The sequence below is a fragment of the Pseudomonas gingeri genome, from assembly GCF_013386115.1.
Lineage (GTDB): Bacteria > Pseudomonadota > Gammaproteobacteria > Pseudomonadales > Pseudomonadaceae > Aquipseudomonas > Aquipseudomonas gingeri.
This window is the reverse complement of sequence record NZ_JACAOR010000001.1, coordinates 810,246-828,917: the sequence shown is the minus strand read 5'-3', so window position 1 is coordinate 828,917 and position 18,672 is coordinate 810,246. Positions and strand designations below refer to the sequence as shown.

The window sequence follows — 18,672 nt, the reverse complement described above, 5'->3', positions numbered from 1 at the left end:
CGCGCCTATCGAACCCCGATAGGGGCATGTGTTGACGAAATTCGTACAGATTTACATCACAATATTGATTGATTAGTCTCAATCTTGTTTCTGTTTGTATATATTGATTTATAAATCAATGTATTTCTGCGAACTGGAACGACCTCCGCATTCTGCTTGTAAAAACACAATAATAAGGTGGACGGGACGTGAGACTTATCACAATAAAAAAAGGCGGCCCAGGCCGCGGTCGTGGTTGGCTCGGGGCACTGGCGCTGGTCTGTCTGTCGCCGGCCAATGCTGTGAGTTTCAACCTCGGTGAGATCGAGGGGAAACTGGACTCTTCACTGACCTTCGGCACCAGTTGGGCCCTGCGCAATCCGGACAAGGACTTTGTCGGCATCGGTAATGGCGGGCGTGGCGACTCACGCACGGCCGATGACGGACGCCTCAACTTTCGCAAGGGAGAAGTCTTTTCGCAGGTCTTCAAAGGCGTGCACGACCTGGAGTTGAAGAGCGGCGATACCGGTGCCTTCCTGCGCGGCAAGTACTGGTACGACTTCGAGCTCAAGGATGGCCACCAGCATTTGTATGACATCCAGGATGATCATCGCGATGCCGGCGCCCAGTCTTCGGGTGTGCAACTGCTGGATGCCTTCGTTTATCACAACTATGAACTGGCGGATCAGACGGGGTCGGTGCGCGTCGGCAAGCAGGTGGTCAGCTGGGGCGGCAGCACGTTTATCAGCGGCGGCATCAACAGTATCAACCCCCTGGACGCCAGTGCGTTGCGCCGGCCCGGGTCCGAGCTCAAGGAAGGGTTGATTCCGGTCAACATGATCTATGTCCAGCAGTCGCTGAATGACGTCGTCAGCGTCGAAGGCTTCTACCAGTTGCAGTGGCAGAAGACCGTGATTGATAACTGTGGAACGTTCTTCGCCAGTTCCGACATTCTCGCCAGGGGCTGTAATGACCGCTATGTGGTGGCGGGCGCCGACATGAAACCGGGGGCCTCCGATAACAGCGGTCTGAATGGCAATACCATTTATCTGCCGCGCGGGCCTGACCATGACGCGCGTGACAGCGGCCAGTTCGGGATCGCCTTGCGTTGGCTGATGCCCGAGCTCAATGACACGGAATTCAGTCTGTACGGCATGAATTATCACAGTCGAACGCCGGTCGGCAGCTCGACGATGACCACCGTCAACCCCTTTACCAGCCCGGCGTTTGGAGCCGCGCATGCTTCCTACTTCCTGGATTATCCCGAGGATATCCGGTTGTACGGCTTGAGCTTCAATACGACGGTGGCGGGCGCTTCCGTGGAAGGGGAAATCAGCCATCGGCCGAACATGCCGCTGGCTTATGACGACCTGACCTACGCCACTTTGCGCCTGTCGCCGCTGGTGCCTTCGGTCATTCCGAACTCTGGCATCCCGGGCGATACGATCAAGGGCTACACACGCAAACCCTTTACCCAGGCCACCCTTAGCGTGACCCAGACGGTGGACCAGATCCTCGGTGCCAGCCGCCTGACGATGCTGGGGGAGGTGGGCTACAGCCACATCTCGGGTATCTCCGAAGGCCAGGACGGCAAGCCAAGGTTCGGTCGTGCCAGCGTTTTCGGTCCGGGTGAATACACCGGGGCCGGCGGTGTCGATCTGTGCCGGACCGTGCTGAGCGGGCGGCCGGAGTACTGCAATGACAAAGGTTTCTATACCCGCGACTCATGGGGTTACCGGCTGCGCGCCGGCCTTACCTATAACGGCGTGATCGGCGGTCTGGACTTGAGTCCGAACATCGCCTTTTCCCATGACGTGGACGGCTACGGGCCGACTTTCACCGAAGGCAGCAAGGCCATCAGTATCGGCATCAATGCCACCTATCTCTCCAACTACAACGCCAGCATCAGTTACACCGATTTCTTCGGGGGTGATTACACCACCAATACCGATCGGGATTTCGTGAGTGCCAGCGTTGGTGTGACGTTCTGAGGAATTGGATATGAGCAGAACAATAAGAACCCTGGGCCCATTGCTGGTCTGGGCATCACTGGCTTCGACCCCGTTGCAGGCCGCCGTGGACGCGGGCGAAGCCGCGAAACTGGGGACGACCCTCACTCCCGTGGGCGCCGAGAAAGCCGGTAATGCGGCGGGCAGCATTCCGGCCTGGACCGGTGGCTTGCCCAAGGATGCCGGCAAGGTCGTTGACGGCTTTCGCCAGGACCCGTTTGCCGCGGAGAAGCCGCTGTTCATCATCGACAGCAAGAACGTCGCCCGTTACCAGGCCAACCTCACGCCCGGTCAACTGGCGATGTTCAAGCGCTATCCGGACACCTACAAACTCCCGGTATACACAACTCATCGCAGTGCCAATTGGCCGGAGTCGACCTATGCACAGATCAGGAAGAATGCGACGCAAACCGTGATGATCGGCGGCGGCAACGGGTTGGAAAACTATTCGAGCCCATTGGCGTTTCCCCTTCCCAGGAACGGCCTGGAAGTGATCTGGAACCATATCACGCGCTATCGCGGCGACAGTTATGTGCGTGTCACTTCAACCTACATGACGACACCCTCCGGGGATTATTCGTGGAAGACCGAGCGGGACACGCTGGCCTTCAGTGAACAGTTGAGCGACTACGATGCGGACAAGCAGAAAAACATCCTCTACTACTTCACTTCGGAAAATATCGCCCCCGCGCGCGACGTGGGGGGCGTACTGCTGGTGCACGAGACACTCGACCAGGTGAAAGAGCCCCGCATGGCCTGGCAGTACAACTCGGGCCAGCGCCGGGTTCGCCGGGCGCCGCAGGTGGCCTACGATAGCCCGGGACCGGGCAACCTGCGCACCAATGATCAGATGGATATGTTCAACGGTTCGCCGGATCGTTACGAATGGACGTTGGTGGGCAAGAAGGAACTCTACATTCCCTACAACAGCTACCGGCTGGCAGACCCGGCCAATACCGTTGATGAGCTGATCCGGCCCGGTCATCTCAATCAGGACAAAACCCGTTATGAGTTGCATCGGGTCTGGGAGGTGATTGCCACCCTCAAGCCCAGTGAGCGCCACGTCTATTCCAAGCGGCACCTGTTCATCGACGAGGACACCTGGAGCATTGTCGAGGCGGATCATTACGACAGCCGTGGCGATCTGTGGCGCGTGTCCGAAAACCACCTTATGGCGCTGTATGACGCTCGACTGACGATCTCGGCGGCGGAAATGACCTATGACCTGACATCCGGTCGCTACCTGGCCAACTACCTGATCAACTCGATCAAGAATGCCTACCAGTTCGGAGTGAAAACCAAGAGTTCGGATTTCACACCGGCTGCCTTGCGTAATATCGGCATTCGCTGAGCTGATGCCATTCACTTGAAAGCATCACGTAGTCTGTAGGAGCCTGGCTTGCCAGCGAAGAGGCCCGTGAAATCGCTAAAAGCTTCGCGGGCAAGCCCGGCTCCTACAGGGGGGGCCGTGTTCTCCCGCGAAGCCTGATCAATCGGGCAGCAGCCCGACATATTTGGCCCTGGGGCGTAGCAGGGGTTGTTGCTGATACTGCTCGTTGGCGTGAGCCAGCCAGCCGATGACGCGACCAATGCCGCCGAGGGCTACTTCCTGGCTGTTGAGGTTGAGCTTGCGGCCGATGAAGCTCAACAGCAGCAGAAACGCCGGTGGCTGTTGAGTGAGCTCCCGGGCGACTTCTATCGCCTTGAGCAGCTTGATGAATTCGGCATCGCCGGCGAATACCTCCGACATGGCGTCGAGCAGGCATTGCGCACGGGGATCGGTCAGCGCGTGCTGATTGGTATCAAATCCCGGTATCGACTCGCCCTGGCGAAAGCGCTGCAGGATCGGCGCGGTAGCGTCTCTGGCCATGCAGATTTCTTCCAGTAGCCGCGTGACGGTTTCGCTGCGTCCGGTGCTCAACCGCCGGCCACGGCTGGCCGCGAGCCCGACGATGGCGGCGTAGTAGGGCGTTACGCCCACGTTGGCGGCGACCCGTACCGTGTAGGTCGTCGGGTCCAGTTCATGGTCGATGCAGAGAATCAGGGCGCGACGTATCAGGTCCGCGAAGGCGGCGTCGACTCCCAGTGATTCGGCGATGAATTGATGCAAGGGCCGCGCATCCGGGCCGTTTGCGCCGACGGCCAGGGCTGCCAGCCAGCGCACGACATCGACGCCGGTACGGGCGTAGCCCTCGGGCGACAGATCATGGGCCCGAGGATTCTCATGCTCGATCAGCGGAAACAGGGCAATGGCTTTTTGCGCGGTGGTCATGTTCTCCAGCGATTTGAGCAAGGCGCCGATGCCCTTGGGGCGCTTGGGCAGGGGCGTGCTGTCGAACACACCGGGGGTCTGCCAGATCCATTGCGCCACTTCCTCGACGCTCGAGTGCTGTGCCAGCTCCACCACGTCACGCCCACGGTAGTACAGGCCCTTGTCGGTCAACAGGGTGATCGCACTGCTGGCCGCGATGCGCTGCAGCTCCGGCATCCCGCCGGCATCTTCCTTGCCCTTGCCCAAGCGATCTATATCCGCCGCCCAATACCGTCGGCTGCGCGAACCCTCGACCTTCAGCGAGCGCAGGTTCTTGCGGCTGACATAGGCATATAGCGTCGGCAGGCTGATGCCCAGTCGGCTCGCCGCTTCATCGGCGGACAGGTACAGATCTTCTTCTTGCGCATCCATCGGCAGGGCTCTCAGGTTGATGAATCTTGTCCAGATTTACACTTGATATATGGCTGTATATCGTACTGTCAACAATCATAACAATACATATATTGATCAATATATGGCAGTGCTTGGAGGCATATCGTGGAAGTAAGAGTATTGGCGCCCACCGGCGTGATCGGAGCTGGTTTCAAGGCCAGCTCTCTGGAGCGGGGCGTATCCCTGAGGCCGCATGTCATTGCTTGTGACGCAGGTTCCACCGATTCCGGTCCGGCCGCGTTGGGCAGCGGCAAGGCCAAGCTTTCCCGGGATGCCTGCAAACGTGACCTGCGGCTGTTGCTGCTGGCCCGGCAGACACTGGACGTGCCGCTCATCATCGGTTCTTGCGGCACCAGTGGCCGGGATATCGGGGTGGACTGGATGGCCGATCTCGCCCTGGAAATCGCCGATGAAGAGGGGCTGCATTTCAAGCTCGCGCTGATTTATGCCGACCAGTCGCCACAAGTCCTCAAGGAACGCATGGCACAAGGCAAGATCCAGCCCCTGGTGCCTGCGCCACACCTGGATGACCAGGTGATCGACAGCAGCCACATCGTGGCGATGATGGGGGCCGAGCCGTTGTCGGCCGCGCTGGATACCGGTGCCAACGTGATCCTGGCCGGCCGTGCCAGTGACTCGGCGTTGTATGCCGTGGTGCCGGAGCGCATGGGGGCCGATCGCGGGTTGACCTGGCACGCGGCAAAAACCATCGAGTGCGGCGCGGCCTGCTGCGTCACGCCGGCGGCTGACGGCTTGATGGCCTACATCCGTGACGATCACTTTGAAATCGAGCCGCTGGATCTGGAGGCACAGGTCACGCCTCTGTCGGTCGCAGCGCATACGCTCTATGAAAACAGCAACCCGTTCCTGTTGACCGAGCCCTCCGGCGTGGTCGATACCGAGCACGCCGTGTACTACGCGACCAGTGCACGTACGGTGCGGGTCAGCGGATCGGATTTTCATCATGCGCCGACCTACAGCCTGAAGCTTGAAGGCTCGCAATTGGTCGGCTACCAGACCGTGGTGATCGGCGGGATTCGCGATCCCAAGATCTTCATGGCCCTTGAAGCCTTGCTGCCCAAGGCCCAGGTGTATTTTCGGGCACGCATCGCCGAGCTGTATGGCAGTCAACTGAGTCCGGAAGACTACGACATCGATTTCCGCATCTACGGCCGCGGCGCGGTGATGGGCCCGCTGGAGGTCGAGACCGCTGTCGTACCGACCGAGGTGGGTATCCTTATCACCATTACCGCCCCCTCCCAGGAACTGGCGAGCAAGATCGCCAAGTTTGTCAGTCATGTCAGCGCGCACTTGCCGGTGCCCGGGTACGAAGGCTTGATCAGCACCATCGCCTACCCCTTTTCGCCACCGGAACTGGAGCGCGGCGCCACTTACCGCTTCAGCGTCAATCATGTGCTGCTGCCGGAGAATCCGCTGGAAATGTTCCGAACCAAGTTGCTGGAGGTATGACCATGACGACCATTGCCGAATTGTGCAGCCTGGTGCGCTCCAAGAATGCCGGGCCCTTCGTGCTGACCTTTGACCTGATGTTCACCAACCAGGCCAACTACGAACGCGTCAACAGGACCCGACCGATCACCAAGGCGCTGCTGGCGCAGATCTACCGGCAGAAAGAGGAAGACATCACCCTGGTCTACCACGACCAGGCGCGGGCGATAAAAGCCTCTTTTCCCCGACCGGTCTTCCAGGGCGAACTGCGTGACAGTGACTGCTATGGCGGTCAGCAATATGTGCCGCTGATGTCCATCAGCGTCCCGGCGTAATCTGCCTTGGCACGGCGCTGTGCGTTTGCTTGCGTCGTGCCGGCTTGGCTCCCACAACAATAAGGAATACAGGCATGGCGCTGGTAGGTTTTGGCATGGTCATCACATTCATGTACCTGATCATGAGCAAGCGGCTTTCCGCGATTGTCGCTCTGATCCTGGTCCCGGTGCTGTTCGCCGTGGCCAGTGGCTTCGGCTCCACGGCCGGGACCATGGTGCTCGACGGCATCAGGCAATTGGCACCGACGGCGATGATGCTGATGTTCGCCATTTTGTTCTTCGCGATCATGTACGACGCCGGATTGTTCGAGCCGCTGATCAGGCGGGTAGTGGCCTCGGTAGGCAACGATCCCCTGCGGGTCACGGTGGGGACGGCGCTGCTGTCCTCGGCGATATCCCTGGATGGCGATGGCTCGACCACAGTCCTGGTGGTCGTGACGGCACTGTTGCCGATTTATCTGCGCCTGGGCATGAACCCCCTGATCATCGCGGTCCTGTTGTTGCTGACCAACAGTCCGATCAACCTGGTGCCCTGGGGCGGTCCCACTGCCCGCGCCGCGAGCGCATTGCACCTGGATGCGATGGTGCTTTTCGTTGGCTTGATTCCAGTCATCCTGGGGTGCCTGGTCTTTGCCTTTGTTGTCGCCTGCTGGCTCGGTATGCGTGAGCGCAAGCGCTTGAACTGGCAGGGAAGCGCCGTCCCCTCATCGATAGATAACACGCCGGACAGTGCTGTCGATAGCCACCGTCCCGGTCTGATCTGGGTCAACCTGGCGCTGACACTGGCGTTGGTGGCGGCGATGGGGTTGCGGCTGGGGCCGCTGCCTGTGCTGATGATGGTGGCGTTCGCGCTGGCACTGCTGATCAATTATCCGAAGCTGGAGGACCAGAAGCGGCGTATCGCGGCTCACGCAGACAGCGTGCTGAGTGTGCTGGCGCTGATCTTCGCGGCCGGTGCCTTTACCGGCATTCTCACCGGCACCGGAATGGTCGATGCCATGTCGAACCGGTTTATTGCCGTGCTGCCCGACAGTGCTGGCCCGCACCTGGCGATCATCACGGCGTTTGCCAGTCTGCCGTTTACATTTTTCATGTCCAACGATGCCTTTTTCTTTGGCATCGTTCCCTTGCTGGCCAAGGCCGCGGCCCAGTACGGCATCGACCCGATGCACGTGGCCCGGGCCGCCGTACTGGGCCAGCCCGTGCACGCACTCAGTCCCTTGCTGGCCGCCGGCTACCTGATGAGCGGCCTGCTGAATCGCGAGGTCGGTGAATTGCAGCGCTTCTGTTTGAAATGGTCGGTACTCAGCGCCCTGGTTGCCATCGGCGTGGCTTTGCTCTGTGGGGCGATTATCTGACCGGCTGACGGCGGCACCGCCTTGGACATCCCTGTCCAGGATCACTGCCGAAGACTAGGACCGGGGAGTCAACAATCCAGCTGTCTCCCCACCGTCCACGGTGAGTGTCGTGCCGTTCACGTAGCTGGAAGCGGGTGACAGCAGCCAGTAGATGGCCTCGGCCACCTCTTGCGGACTGGCGAGGCGCCCCTCGGGGATTCGGGCTGTCAGGGCGGCCAGCCGCGAAGCGTCGTTGACCACCTTGTCCATCATGCGGGTGGCGATCTGGCCCGGGCAGACGGCGTTGAAGCGTACCTGCCCGCCATATTCCAGGGCCAGGGCCTGGGTCAGCCCGAGGAGGGCGGCCTTGCTCGCACAGTAGGTGGCCAGCCCTTGTTCGCCGGTCTTGCCGGCGATCGAGGAGACGTTCACCACCGCGCCTTTGCCTGCTATCAGCCCGGGCAGGGCATGCTTGGTGTAGAAGAATACCGAACGGGTGTTGACCGCAAACAGCGTGTCCCACTCCTGCTGCGTGGTCTCGACGAAGGCCTTGCGCCCGGACATGCCGGCATTGTTGACCAGCCCGGAGAGCTTTCCGTCACTCAGTTGCAGGGCGGTGGCGACGACGTTCCGGCAATCGCTTTCGCTCAGCACATCCCCGGCCACGAAGGTACAGCCGGGCAGGCTTGCGGCCAGTTGCTCGCCGGATGCCTGGTCGCGCCCGCTGAAGACCACCGGATGGCCGAGGCCGGCGAGTTTAGCCACGGTCGCGGCGCCGATGCCTTGGGTCCCGCCTGTGACGATATACATAGGGGTTGCTCCTGTTCTGGATGGGGCTGGGTTACGCCGCCGGTTGTTTGAGGGTTCTGCTCGAACGCAGGGAAAGCCAGGTGGTGCTCAGCAAACCTGCGAGGCCGACCACCAGCAGGAACGATGACATCGCGACAATCGACGGATCGATGGTGTCACGAATGCCGTCGAACATCTGCCGTGGCAAGGTGCGTTGGCCGGGGCCGCCGATAAACAGCACGACGACGATTTCATCGAACGAGGTCATGAAGGCGAAGAGGGCGCCGGAGACCACGCCGGGGGCAATGATCGGCAAGGCGATGGTGACGAACGCCCGAACCGGCGCCGCCCCCGACATGGCCGCCGCGCGCAGCAGGCTCATGTCCAGGCCCTGCAGGCTGGCGGCGACGTTGATCAGGACAAAGGGCGTGGCGAGCACGGTATGGGCGAGGATCATTCCGCTGAGGGTGCCGGTCAGGCCCAGTTGGCCGAACAGGAAGTACATGCCCAGGCCGGAAATCACCGGCGGAATGATCATGGGGGAAATCAGCAGCGCCAGCAGGTTGGTCGCGCCCGGCAGGTTGCGACGGGCGAAAGCGAGCGCGGCCAAGGTCCCCAGCAGGGTCGCCAGCGCGGTCGCGGCGACTCCGACGACCAGGCTGTTGCGCAGCGCCTGCATCCACGGTCCGGCACTGAAGACTTTTTCGTACCAGCGCAGGGACAGGCCCGGCAGCGGATAAGACAGGAACGTGCCGCTGCTGAAGGAAATGGGCACCACCGCCAGCAAGGGCATGATCATGAACACGATCATGGCGATGCCGAACAGGCGCAGTAGGTTGCGGCTGATGAAACAGAGGGTGAAATGATTCATGGACGTTCCCCGATTACCTGATCCCGGCGATCTGGCGGATACCCACCAGTCGGGCCGCGAGCAGATAGATAGCCATTACACAGAGTATCAACACCAGGCCCAGCGCCGAGGCCATCCCCCAGTTCACGGTGGTGTTGGTATAGAAGGCGATGAAGTAGCCCAGCATCTGTTCGCGCGCGCTGCCGACCAGGGTCGGCGTGACGTAGTAGCCCGCCGCGACGATAAAGGTCAGCAGGGTGCCGGAGCCGATTCCGGTCAGCGTCATGGGCAGGTAGACGTGGAAGAAACCCCGCACTGGATGAGCCCCCAGGGAGCCCGAGGCGCGCATGTAGTGCGCCGGAATGCCTTTCATCACGCTGTACAGCGGCAGTACGGTGAAGGGCAGCAGGATATGCACCATCACGATGTAGACCCCCAGCGCATCGAAGATCATCGGTAGTGGATGATCGATCAGGCCCAGGTTCATCAGGAAGGTATTGACGATGCCTTTCTCTTGCAGCACCACAATCCAGGCGGTGGTCCTGGCCAGCAGGGACGTCCAGAACGGCAGCATGACCGCCAGGATCAACACCACCTGGAAGGGCCGCGATGCCTTGACCAGCAGCACGGCAAATGGAAACCCCAGCACCAGGCACAACAGCGAGACCACGAAGGCGATCTTCAGTGTCTTGAAGGTGAGGTCCAGGTACACCCGCTTGTCCGGCTCGACCCGCTGGATACCGTGGGCGGTGCGCTCCAGATCCAGGGCGCTGAGCAAGTAGTAGGCGGTATAGGCCGGGGAGGCCCGTTCGAAGGCATCCCACAGTTCGGGCGTGGCCCAGCGCGGGTCGATGGCGGTCAGGCGGGCACGTGCGGAGTCACCGGCGACGGGCTGTTGATTGGCCTGCCACTGGTAGCGGCGGGCGGTGGTGGTGATGAGAAAACGATAACCGCTGTTTTCGTAGTTCATGCGCCGGGCGGCTTCGCCGACCGCGCCCAGGTTCTCGACATGGACAAGATCCTGTTCCAGGGCCGCAAACACGGCGTCACCGGGTACGCTCAGAGGGGCGCTGCGTTTTTCCTGGTCCAGCGCCTGTACGGTCCGGGGAAAGGCCTGGACCATCTCGGGATTGCTGACCGCGCGATAGAGCATCATCCCGATGGGCAGGACAAAGAACACCGCGGTGTAGATCAGTAGGGGTAAAAGCAGCATCACGGAAACCAGTCGTTTTTGCCGACTCGACTTCTGATGCGCGCTTGCAAGTGAATCCAGCGCCATGGCGGACATATCGACAGACCTCGAAATTCTCTGTCGGCGGCTTCGTCACGCACGAAGCCGCCGTTCAAGCAGGGGGTGACTTACTTCGCCGCCCAGTTGGTGAAGCGGGCCATCAGGTCTTCTTCGTAATTGACCCAGAACGGGGTATTGAGCAACAACGCGTGTTCCAGGTTGGCCGGGGCGGTGGGCAGGCTGCCCAGGGTCTGCTTGTCCAGTGCCGCCTGGGCCTTGTCGTTGACGATGCCGTAGGGAATGGCCTGGGCAAAGGCGCCCTGCGCCTTGGGACTGAGCATGTAGTCGAGTATCGAGTAGCTCTCCTTGAGGTTGGGCGTGCCCTTGATGATCGTCCAGTAATCCATGCTGTAGAGCTGCTGGTTCCAGATCAGCGGGAAGTGCGCGCCCTGCTGGTTGGCGATGGCGATCCGGCCGTTGTAGGCGGCGGTCACCGCGACACTGCCGGACGACAGCCATTCAAGCGGCTGGGCGCCAGTTTCCCACCACTGGATGTAGGGCTTGATCTCATCCAGCTTGGCGAATGCGCGATCCTGCCCGGCCTTGGTGGCCAGTACGCTGTAGACCTCGGCAGGCTTGACGCCATCGGCCATCAGGGCGATTTCCAGGGTCATCCGCGCCTGTTTGCGCAGGCCACGCTTGCCCGGCCATTTCTTCACGTTCCAGAAATCCGCCCAGGTTTGCGGACCGTCGCTGGCGAATTTCCGGTTGTCATAGGTCATGACTTCCGACCAGACGATAGCGCCCACGCCGCAGGGAGCGAACTTGTCCGGCGGGATATCCGCCGCGCTGCTCAGCTTGCTCTGGTCGAGGGGCTCCAGCAGGCCTTGCTCACAGGCCAGGGCCATCTCGTTTTCGTCCATCTGCACCACGTCCCACGTCGGGTTGCCGGCCTGGACCATGGCTTTCTGTTTGGCGATGCCGCCGTCGTAGGTGTCCTGCACCACAGGCTTGCCGCTTTGCGCGGCATAGGGCTTGAAATAGGCCTTGTCGAAAGCTTCCTGGGTGGCACCGCCGAATCCCACCACCGTCAGGTCGCGGGCCAGGGTGGCCTCGCTGGTGAGAAAGGTCGCGGCGCAAATCGAACATACAAGGACGGTACGGCTGAATATCGAGGACATGTCTGTCCCTCCTGCTGTTTGAGGATGTAAGGGATTAGCCAGGTTCAAACGGGGCAGTAGCGAACTAAACGGTGTCGGAAGTGGTTTGCATGGTTGCCTCTCGGGTCATTGTTATTTTCGAGACTTTGGGTTTGGGGGCGTGCGCGGGATCAGGTCAGTTCGAATAGATGGGCGTCTTCGGTACTCCAGTCAAAGCCAGTGATCTGGCCGGGTTGCAGTTGTTTGGAAGCGAGATTGTTGGCGACTTTCACAATCAGCGGTTGCTGGTTGTCCAGGCGCAGATGCACCCGCAGGTGATCGCCCAGATAGACGCTGTCGGTCACGGTGGCTTGCCAGGGCATGGCCGCGGCGGGGCCCAGGCGGATGTTCTCGGGGCGGATGACCAGTTCCACGCGCTCCGGCCGGCGACCGTTCAGGGCCTTCGCCGAGCCGCTGACCTGCAGGCCGTTCTCCAGGGTCACCTGGCAGACCTGGTTGTCGAGGCTGCGGGCGGTTCCGACCAGGACGTTGTTTTCGCCGATGAAGTTGGCGACATAGGCGTTTTCCGGATGTTCGTACAGGGCGGTCGGCGAGCCGATCTGCGCGATATCGCCCTGGTGGAAGACGGCCACCCGATCCGACATGGTCAGCGCTTCGCTCTGGTCGTGGGTCACGTAGACGATGGTGACGCCCAGGGACTTGTGCAGTTGCTTGATCTCGTACTGCATGTGCTCGCGCAGGTTCTTGTCCAGGGCGCCGAGGGGTTCGTCCATCAGGATGATTTCCGGTTCGAAGACCATGGCCCTGGCCAGCGCCACGCGTTGTTGCTGGCCGCCGGAGAGTTCGGTGATGCGCCGCTGCTGCATGCCATGCAGTTGCACCATGTCGATGGCGCGCTTGACCTTGGTTTGCAGGTCGCTGCGGTTCAGGCCGCGCATCCTCAGCGGGTAGGCCAGGTTTTCTTCGACGCTCATATGGGGGAACAGGGCGTAGTTCTGGAACACCATGCCCATGCCGCGTTGATGGGCCGGCTTTTTCTGGATCGGCGTGCCGCCCATGCGGATTTCGCCGCGGGTCGGGGTTTCGAAACCGGCGAGCATCATCAGCGTCGTGGTCTTGCCGGAGCCCGAGGCGCCCAGCAAGGTCAGGAACTCGCCACGGCTGATGCCCAGGTTGAGGTCCTTGATGACCAGGGACTTGCCGTCATAGCTTTTCTGCACGCCCTTGAATTCGATCAGCGGTTCGGTGGTATGAGGTACATCGGCCTTGGCGTTCATCACAGCGACAACCCGTTGGCGACAGCGACGATATCCAGCGCGCGGGTCAGGCGTGCCACCAGTTCGACAATTTCCTCGGCTTCGATGATGAAGGGCGGGGCCAGGGCAATCGAGTCGCCCATGTTGCGCACGATCAGTCCCTGTTCGCGGGTGGCCCGTTCGACCTGGGCGCCTATGTTGACGGAGGCGGTGAAGGAGGCGCGGGTGTGTTGGTCGGCGACCAGTTCCAGCCCGGCCACCAGGCCGATTCCGCGGATTTCACCGATCAGTGGGTGCTGTAGCAGCGGTGCCAGTTGCCGGTGCAGGACGCGCCCCATCTCCCGGGTGTGCTGCGGCAGGTCCATTTCCTGGTAGATCGTCAGGGTTTCCAGGGCCACTGCTGCTGCCACCGGGTGCCCGGAATAGGTGAAACCATGGCCGAAGCCGCCCAGTTGCTGGCTCTGCTCCTCGACGGCCTGGTAGACGTGGCCCGCGACGACGACGCAGGAGATGGGCTGATAACCGGACGACAGGCTTTTGGCACAGGCCATCATGTCGGGGGCGAAACCCAGGGTCTGATGGCCGAACCACTGCCCCGTGCGCCCGAAGCCGCAGATGATTTCGTCGGCCAGGAACAGGATGTCGTGCTTTTTCAGCAGGGCCTGCACGCCGGCAAAATAACCGGGTGGCGGCACGATCACTCCGCCGGCGCCCATGACCGGCTCGGAAATGAAGGCGGCAATGTTTTCCGGGCCAGCGGCTTGGATGCGCTGTTCCAGTTCCAGCAGCAAGCGTTGGGTGAACTGCGCTTCGCTTTCACCCTCGACCCCGTGGCGATAGAAATGCGGGCACTGCACGTGCAGCACGCTGTTTTCCAGGGGCAGGCCGAAGGCTGCGTGCATGTTGGGCAGCCCGGACAGGCTGGCCCCCATGACCGTCGATCCGTGGAAACCCTTCTGATGGGCAATGATCAGGCGCTTGCGGCTATTGCCCCGTGCGCGGTGGTAGGCCCAGGCCAGCTTGATCATCGAGTCGTTGGCTTCCGAGCCCGAACAGGCAAAGAACACCTTGGGCTGCTCGAAGGGAACCAGGCCGGCGATACGTTCGGCCAGCTGCGCGACCACGTTCGGCACCCGGTGGTTGAAGGTGTGGTAGTAGGGCAGGACTTCCATCTGTCGCTGTGCCGCCCGCACCAGCCGCGCATTGGAGAATCCAAGCCCGGCACACCAGAGTCCCGACATCCCTTCGATGTAGTCGCGGCCCTGTTCATCGATCACATGAATCCCTGATCCACGCTCGATAACCAGCGGGCCTTGCTGCTGATGCGCCCGCAGATTGGTCTGCGAATGCAGGTGGAAGCGCACGTCCGTGCGGGCCAGTTCGGTTAGGGGGAGGGTGGTTTCCTGCATCATGACAAGCCTCGTTTGGCGTTACTGATCACTTATAACTTATATGATTGGCACTGAAATGGATGTCGCGCAAGCCCTCGGCGAGAAAAAATAAAAACGCCAGGCGGTGGTTGATTCTACAAAATATAACTTATAAGTTGTAAGAAGAAGGCCATTTCAGGCCTCGATCAACCCACTCAGGAGTGCCCTCATGCCCGCTGCAAATCTTGCGGTTCGTGATCCCGTAACGCCGTTGACGCCCGAGCAGATTGCTCACTTGAAGGAGCGCGCATTGTTCGTGCGCCTGGAAACGGTGCGGCTGATTTCCATCGCCAAGGTCGGCCACTACACCTCGGTGTTTTCCTGTGCCGAGATTTTTTCCGCGCTGTACTACGACGCCATGCGCCTCAAGCGCGGCGAGCCGAAATGGCCTGAGCGGGACCGCTTCCTGATGGGCAAGGGCCACGCTGCCGTGGGGCTCTACCCGTTGCTGGCCGACTGGGATTTCTTCGACAAGTCCTGGCTCGATGACTACACCCGGCTGGGCAGTCCGCTGGGAGATCACCCGGACATGCGCAAGGTGCCGGGCGTGGATTTCAGTTCCGGCTCCATCGGTCACGCCTTGTCTGGCGGTCTGGGCATGGCCCTGGGTGGACGGCTGCGGGGCAAGGCATTCGATGTCTATGTGTTGCTGGGCGACGGCGAGATGCAGGAGGGGCAGGTCTGGGAGGCCGCCCTGGCCGCCGCGCACCACAAGACCGGCAACCTGATCGCCATTGTCGACCGCAACGGCTATCAGCTCGATGGCAAGGTCGATGACGTGGTCGGCATCGAACCGCTCGCCGACAAATGGCGGGCGTTTGGCTGGGACGTGCGCGAGGTGGACGGCCATGACGTCGCCGCCGTTGCCCTGCTGTTGCGCGAACTGAAGGCCGAGCTTGAACGCGAGCGCCCCGTCTGCGTGATCGCGCTGACATCCAAGGGCAAAGGCGTGGAGTACATGGAAACCGAACCCGGATGGCACCTGGGCTGGCTCGCGCCAGAAGATGAAGCGCTTGCCATCGAAGAAATCAAAGCCAAAGGAGGTGTCCAATGAGTGCGCCCATCAACCCCGATAGCTGGCAATACCGCCAACTGAACGCAATCAATCCCGGGCTCAACTACCTTTCCGAAGGCCTGATCGATCTGGTTGCCCAAGGGCATGCGATTGCCGTCGGCACGGCGGATCTCCAGTACTCCAACGGCCTCAACCGGTTTGTCGAGAAGCACCCGGAACTGTTCATCCAGTTCGGTATCGCCGAGCAGAACATGGTGTCCGCCGCGGCGGGGATCGCCACCACCGACACCATGCCGTTCGTGGCCACCTTCGCGTCGTTCCTGGCGTTGTTGTGCTGCGAGCAGATCCGCATGGACGTCGCCTATTCGGCCCTGCCGGTGCGCCTGATCGGTCACCACGCCGGCATCAGCCTCGGTTTCTACGGCACCTCGCACCACGCGACGGAAGACATCGCGATCATGCGCAGCATCGCCGACCTGACGGTGGTCGCGCCAGCCGATGGCCCGCAGTTGGCCGCGGCGATCCGTGCCTCGATTGATCATCCGCAGCCGATCTATTTCCGCATAGGTCGTGGTCAGGAGCCCAACGTCTATCCGGACGATGTCACTTTCGAGTTCGGCAAAGCCATCGTTCATTCCACCGGTCGCGACGTGACCCTGATTGCCACCGGCTCCATGCTTCACCCCACGCTGCAGGCCGCCAAGGCGCTGACGGCGAGTGGCGTTTCCGTCGGGGTCATCGACATGCACACGCTCAAGCCGATCGACCGGGACGCCATCTTGAGCGCCGCCGAAGGCTCGAACCTGCTGATCACGGTCGAGGAACACAATGTGCTCGGCGGATTGGGTGGTGCTGTCGCGGAAGTGCTGACGGAGGAAGGGGCCGGGGTCCGTCTGGTGCGCCACGGTATCTATGACGAATACAGTTTGATCGCACCGCCGACGCACCTTTATCGGCACTACCGCCTGGACGCCATCGGCATCGAGGGCGTCGCGCGTGAAGCACTGGCGAAAGTGAAGAGCGCAGGGGGCCGTCATGTCGATTAATCAATCGTTGTATGCCCGTGCGGAAAAAGTGCTGCCCGGAGGGCATCTGAGTCCAAGCCGCAAGCTGGGCCAGCCCTATGCGTTTGTGCGGGCTGAAGGCGCCTATCTGTTTGACGCCGACGGCCAGCGCCATACCGATTTTCACTGCGGGTTCGGTGCCCACGTTCTCGGGCATGGGCACCCGGCGATTCGCGAGCGCGTGTATGAGGTCACGCAGCGTATCGACCTGATCGGCGCGGGGATCACCGACCTTGAAGTCGAGGTGGCCGAGGCCCTGGTCCGTTACATCCCCTGCGCCGAACAGATTGCCTTCTGCAACAGCGGTTCCGAGGCGACCTACCATGCCTTGCGGCTTGCGCGAGCGGCCACGGGCAGAAAGCGCATCATCAAGTTCCAGGGCGGTTATCACGGCTGGCACGACTACGTGGCGATGAACGGCCAGACCGCCAGGGAACGGATCGGCCAGTTCGATCCCATGTCCGACGGGATCCTGCAGGCCGCCGCCGACTTCACCACGGTCCTGCCGTACAACGACGCCGAGGCGGTCGAGCGGTTTCTCAAGGCCCACCCCGGGGAGGTGGCCGCCATCATCGTCGAACCTATCGCTCACAACATGGGCTCGGTGGCGGCCACGGACGCCTTCCTCAAGGATCTGCGCAGGCTGACCACGGATCATGGCGTGGTCCTCGTTTTCGACGAGGTCATCACCGGTTTTCGTCATGCGCTGGGCGGTTATCAGTCGATCGTCGGGGTCACGCCCGACCTGGCGACCTTTGGCAAAGCCGCCTCGTCGGGGTATCCGGTCGGCTTTATCGCCGGCAAGCGCGAACTGATGCACCTGATCGGCGAGAGCGGCGCCAGGGGCGTGTTCATGGGCGGCACCTGCAACGGCACGCCATCGACGCTGGCCGCGGTCCAGGCGACCCTCGAGGAGTTGGCGCGTCCGGGAACCTATGAAAAGCTGTTTGCCCTGGGCGACTACATGCGCGCGCAGTTGAACGCCATCGTGCAACGGCTGGGCATTCCCGCGCAGAGCGCCGGTTATGGTTCGGCCTGGCTGCTGTATTTTTTCGAAGGGCCCTACAGTCAGTACACCGACCTGCTGCGCAACGACGACAGGCGCGACATGGCGTTTCGTCGGCGCCTGATCGAGCGGCACCACATCTTTCAGCCGCTGCAACTCAAGCGCCTGTATCTCTCGACGGCACACACCCGCGAGATCCTCGATGAGTCGCTGGATGTGATCGAGAGTGTCCTGGCCTCGTTGGCCTGACCGTTGCTTCGGCGAGGCGGCACGTGCGCGAAACACGGCGCATTTGTTGCCTCGTCTCTGGCAGGACTGCATGGCTTATATGTTATAAGTGGTGTCTTATCGCGACCCAAGACCGCAGCTATCAGGAGTCAAGTGTGCAGATTCAACCCTTGGAGCAAGGCAATCTTTCAGCCCGGGCCTACTACTCGCTACGTGAAGGCTTGATCGCCGGAAATTTCCAACCGGGGGAACGGTTGGTCATGCAGGACCTGGCCGAGCGACTGGGTACCAGTGTCACGCCCGTCAGGGAAGCCTGCCTGCGCCTGGTCAGCGAACGTGGCCTGGAACTGCGCTCCGGCCGGTTCGCGACAGTGCCGGCGCTGACTCGCGAGCGCTACCTGGAAGTGCGTACCATCCGTATCGCCCTGGAAGGGCTGGCGGCGGAAATGGCCACCCAGCATGTCACCGAGGCCGACCTGCAGAAGCTCGCGCAACTGCACAGTCTGTTCGAAGAGGCCGACCGCAAGAACGACGGTCTCGCGGCGATGCATCACAACCGCGAGTTCCACTTCACCCTGTATCGCCTGTCCGGAATGGACATGCTCACCGCCCAGATCGAAGGGCTGTGGGTTTCCATGGGGCCGATACTGAATCTGTTCTACACCTTCGGCCACAACTCCTACATCGGTGCCGACGAGCACCTGGTGCTGATGGAAGCGCTGCGGGACAAGAAACCGGCCAAGGCCCGCAAGGCCATTGCCGATGACATCTTGCGGGGCGGGGTCAGCATCTTGAAGTTCATTGATGAAAAGGAAAAAAGACCGGCCTGA

16 protein-coding genes are annotated in these 18,672 nt (G+C 61.4%); 9 read left to right on the top strand and 7 right to left on the bottom strand.

Annotation, left to right across the window (positions count from 1 at the left end; all coding sequences use genetic code 11):
- Window positions 1–188 precede the first annotated feature (188 nt).
- The gene (locus HX881_RS03455; protein WP_258014205.1) at window positions 189–1,970 is read left to right on the top strand and encodes a DUF1302 domain-containing protein; all 1,782 of its coding nucleotides are present in this window, start codon (window positions 189–191) and stop codon (window positions 1,968–1,970) included.
- 10 nt (window positions 1,971–1,980) lie between these two features.
- On the top strand, window positions 1,981–3,339 hold the full coding sequence (locus tag HX881_RS03450) for a DUF1329 domain-containing protein (protein WP_177082775.1): 1,359 nt from the start codon (window positions 1,981–1,983) through the stop codon (window positions 3,337–3,339).
- Between the two features lie 138 nt (window positions 3,340–3,477).
- On the opposite strand, the gene HX881_RS03445 is transcribed toward HX881_RS03450, so the two are convergent.
- Window positions 3,478–4,671: a citrate synthase family protein gene (locus tag HX881_RS03445; protein ID WP_017128586.1), complete on the bottom strand. Its 1,194-nt coding sequence runs from the start codon at window positions 4,669–4,671 to the stop codon at window positions 3,478–3,480.
- A gap of 126 nt (window positions 4,672–4,797) precedes the next feature.
- On the opposite strand from HX881_RS03445, the gene HX881_RS03440 reads away from it, so the two are divergent.
- From HX881_RS03440 to HX881_RS03430, 3 genes are all read left to right on the top strand, one after another.
- Window positions 4,798–6,162, top strand: coding sequence for an acyclic terpene utilization AtuA family protein (locus HX881_RS03440; RefSeq protein ID WP_177082773.1), 1,365 nt, complete (start codon window positions 4,798–4,800; stop codon window positions 6,160–6,162).
- Between the two features lie 2 nt (window positions 6,163–6,164).
- Window positions 6,165–6,476: a DUF4387 domain-containing protein gene (locus tag HX881_RS03435; protein ID WP_177082771.1), complete on the top strand. Its 312-nt coding sequence runs from the start codon at window positions 6,165–6,167 to the stop codon at window positions 6,474–6,476.
- 74 nt (window positions 6,477–6,550) lie between these two features.
- Window positions 6,551–7,834, top strand: a complete 1,284-nt coding sequence (locus tag HX881_RS03430; RefSeq protein ID WP_177082769.1) for a CitMHS family transporter — start codon at window positions 6,551–6,553, stop codon at window positions 7,832–7,834.
- 54 nt (window positions 7,835–7,888) lie between these two features.
- Here HX881_RS03430 and HX881_RS03425 read toward each other — a convergent pair whose 3' ends face one another.
- From HX881_RS03425 to HX881_RS03400, 6 genes are all read right to left on the bottom strand, one after another.
- Window positions 7,889–8,623 (bottom strand): SDR family NAD(P)-dependent oxidoreductase, encoded by a 735-nt coding sequence (locus HX881_RS03425; protein ID WP_017128582.1) that lies wholly within the window; start codon window positions 8,621–8,623, stop codon window positions 7,889–7,891.
- A gap of 31 nt (window positions 8,624–8,654) precedes the next feature.
- Window positions 8,655–9,473 carry an ABC transporter permease gene (locus HX881_RS03420; RefSeq protein WP_177082767.1) on the bottom strand — a complete coding sequence of 273 codons (819 nt, stop codon included), beginning with the start codon at window positions 9,471–9,473 and terminating at the stop codon, window positions 8,655–8,657.
- A gap of 13 nt (window positions 9,474–9,486) precedes the next feature.
- Window positions 9,487–10,665, bottom strand: coding sequence for an ABC transporter permease (locus HX881_RS03415; protein WP_246356432.1), 1,179 nt, complete (start codon window positions 10,663–10,665; stop codon window positions 9,487–9,489).
- A gap of 146 nt (window positions 10,666–10,811) precedes the next feature.
- A complete protein-coding gene (locus HX881_RS03410) occupies window positions 10,812–11,864 on the bottom strand; it encodes an ABC transporter substrate-binding protein (protein ID WP_177082763.1) in 1,053 nt (350 codons plus the stop codon).
- A 149-nt stretch (window positions 11,865–12,013) separates the two neighbouring features.
- Complete coding sequence (locus HX881_RS03405; RefSeq protein ID WP_177082761.1) at window positions 12,014–13,120, bottom strand: ABC transporter ATP-binding protein; 1,107 nt, start codon at window positions 13,118–13,120, stop codon at window positions 12,014–12,016.
- Window positions 13,120–14,511 carry an aminotransferase gene (locus tag HX881_RS03400; protein ID WP_246356431.1) on the bottom strand — a complete coding sequence of 464 codons (1,392 nt, stop codon included), beginning with the start codon at window positions 14,509–14,511 and terminating at the stop codon, window positions 13,120–13,122. The genes HX881_RS03405 and HX881_RS03400 overlap by 1 nt, the downstream gene beginning before the upstream one ends.
- A gap of 187 nt (window positions 14,512–14,698) precedes the next feature.
- Between HX881_RS03400 and HX881_RS03395 the strand changes: the two genes are divergently transcribed.
- The 4 genes from HX881_RS03395 (at window position 14,699) to HX881_RS03380 (ending at window position 18,672) form a co-directional block, all read left to right on the top strand.
- Window positions 14,699–15,583 (top strand): transketolase, encoded by an 885-nt coding sequence (locus HX881_RS03395; RefSeq protein ID WP_177082759.1) that lies wholly within the window; start codon window positions 14,699–14,701, stop codon window positions 15,581–15,583.
- Window positions 15,580–16,590, top strand: coding sequence for a transketolase family protein (locus tag HX881_RS03390; RefSeq protein WP_177082757.1), 1,011 nt, complete (start codon window positions 15,580–15,582; stop codon window positions 16,588–16,590). The genes HX881_RS03395 and HX881_RS03390 overlap by 4 nt, the downstream gene beginning before the upstream one ends.
- Window positions 16,580–17,863 (top strand): aspartate aminotransferase family protein, encoded by a 1,284-nt coding sequence (locus HX881_RS03385; RefSeq protein WP_177082755.1) that lies wholly within the window; start codon window positions 16,580–16,582, stop codon window positions 17,861–17,863. The genes HX881_RS03390 and HX881_RS03385 overlap by 11 nt, the downstream gene beginning before the upstream one ends.
- A gap of 134 nt (window positions 17,864–17,997) precedes the next feature.
- Window positions 17,998–18,672, top strand: a complete 675-nt coding sequence (locus tag HX881_RS03380) for an FCD domain-containing protein (RefSeq protein WP_177082753.1) — start codon at window positions 17,998–18,000, stop codon at window positions 18,670–18,672.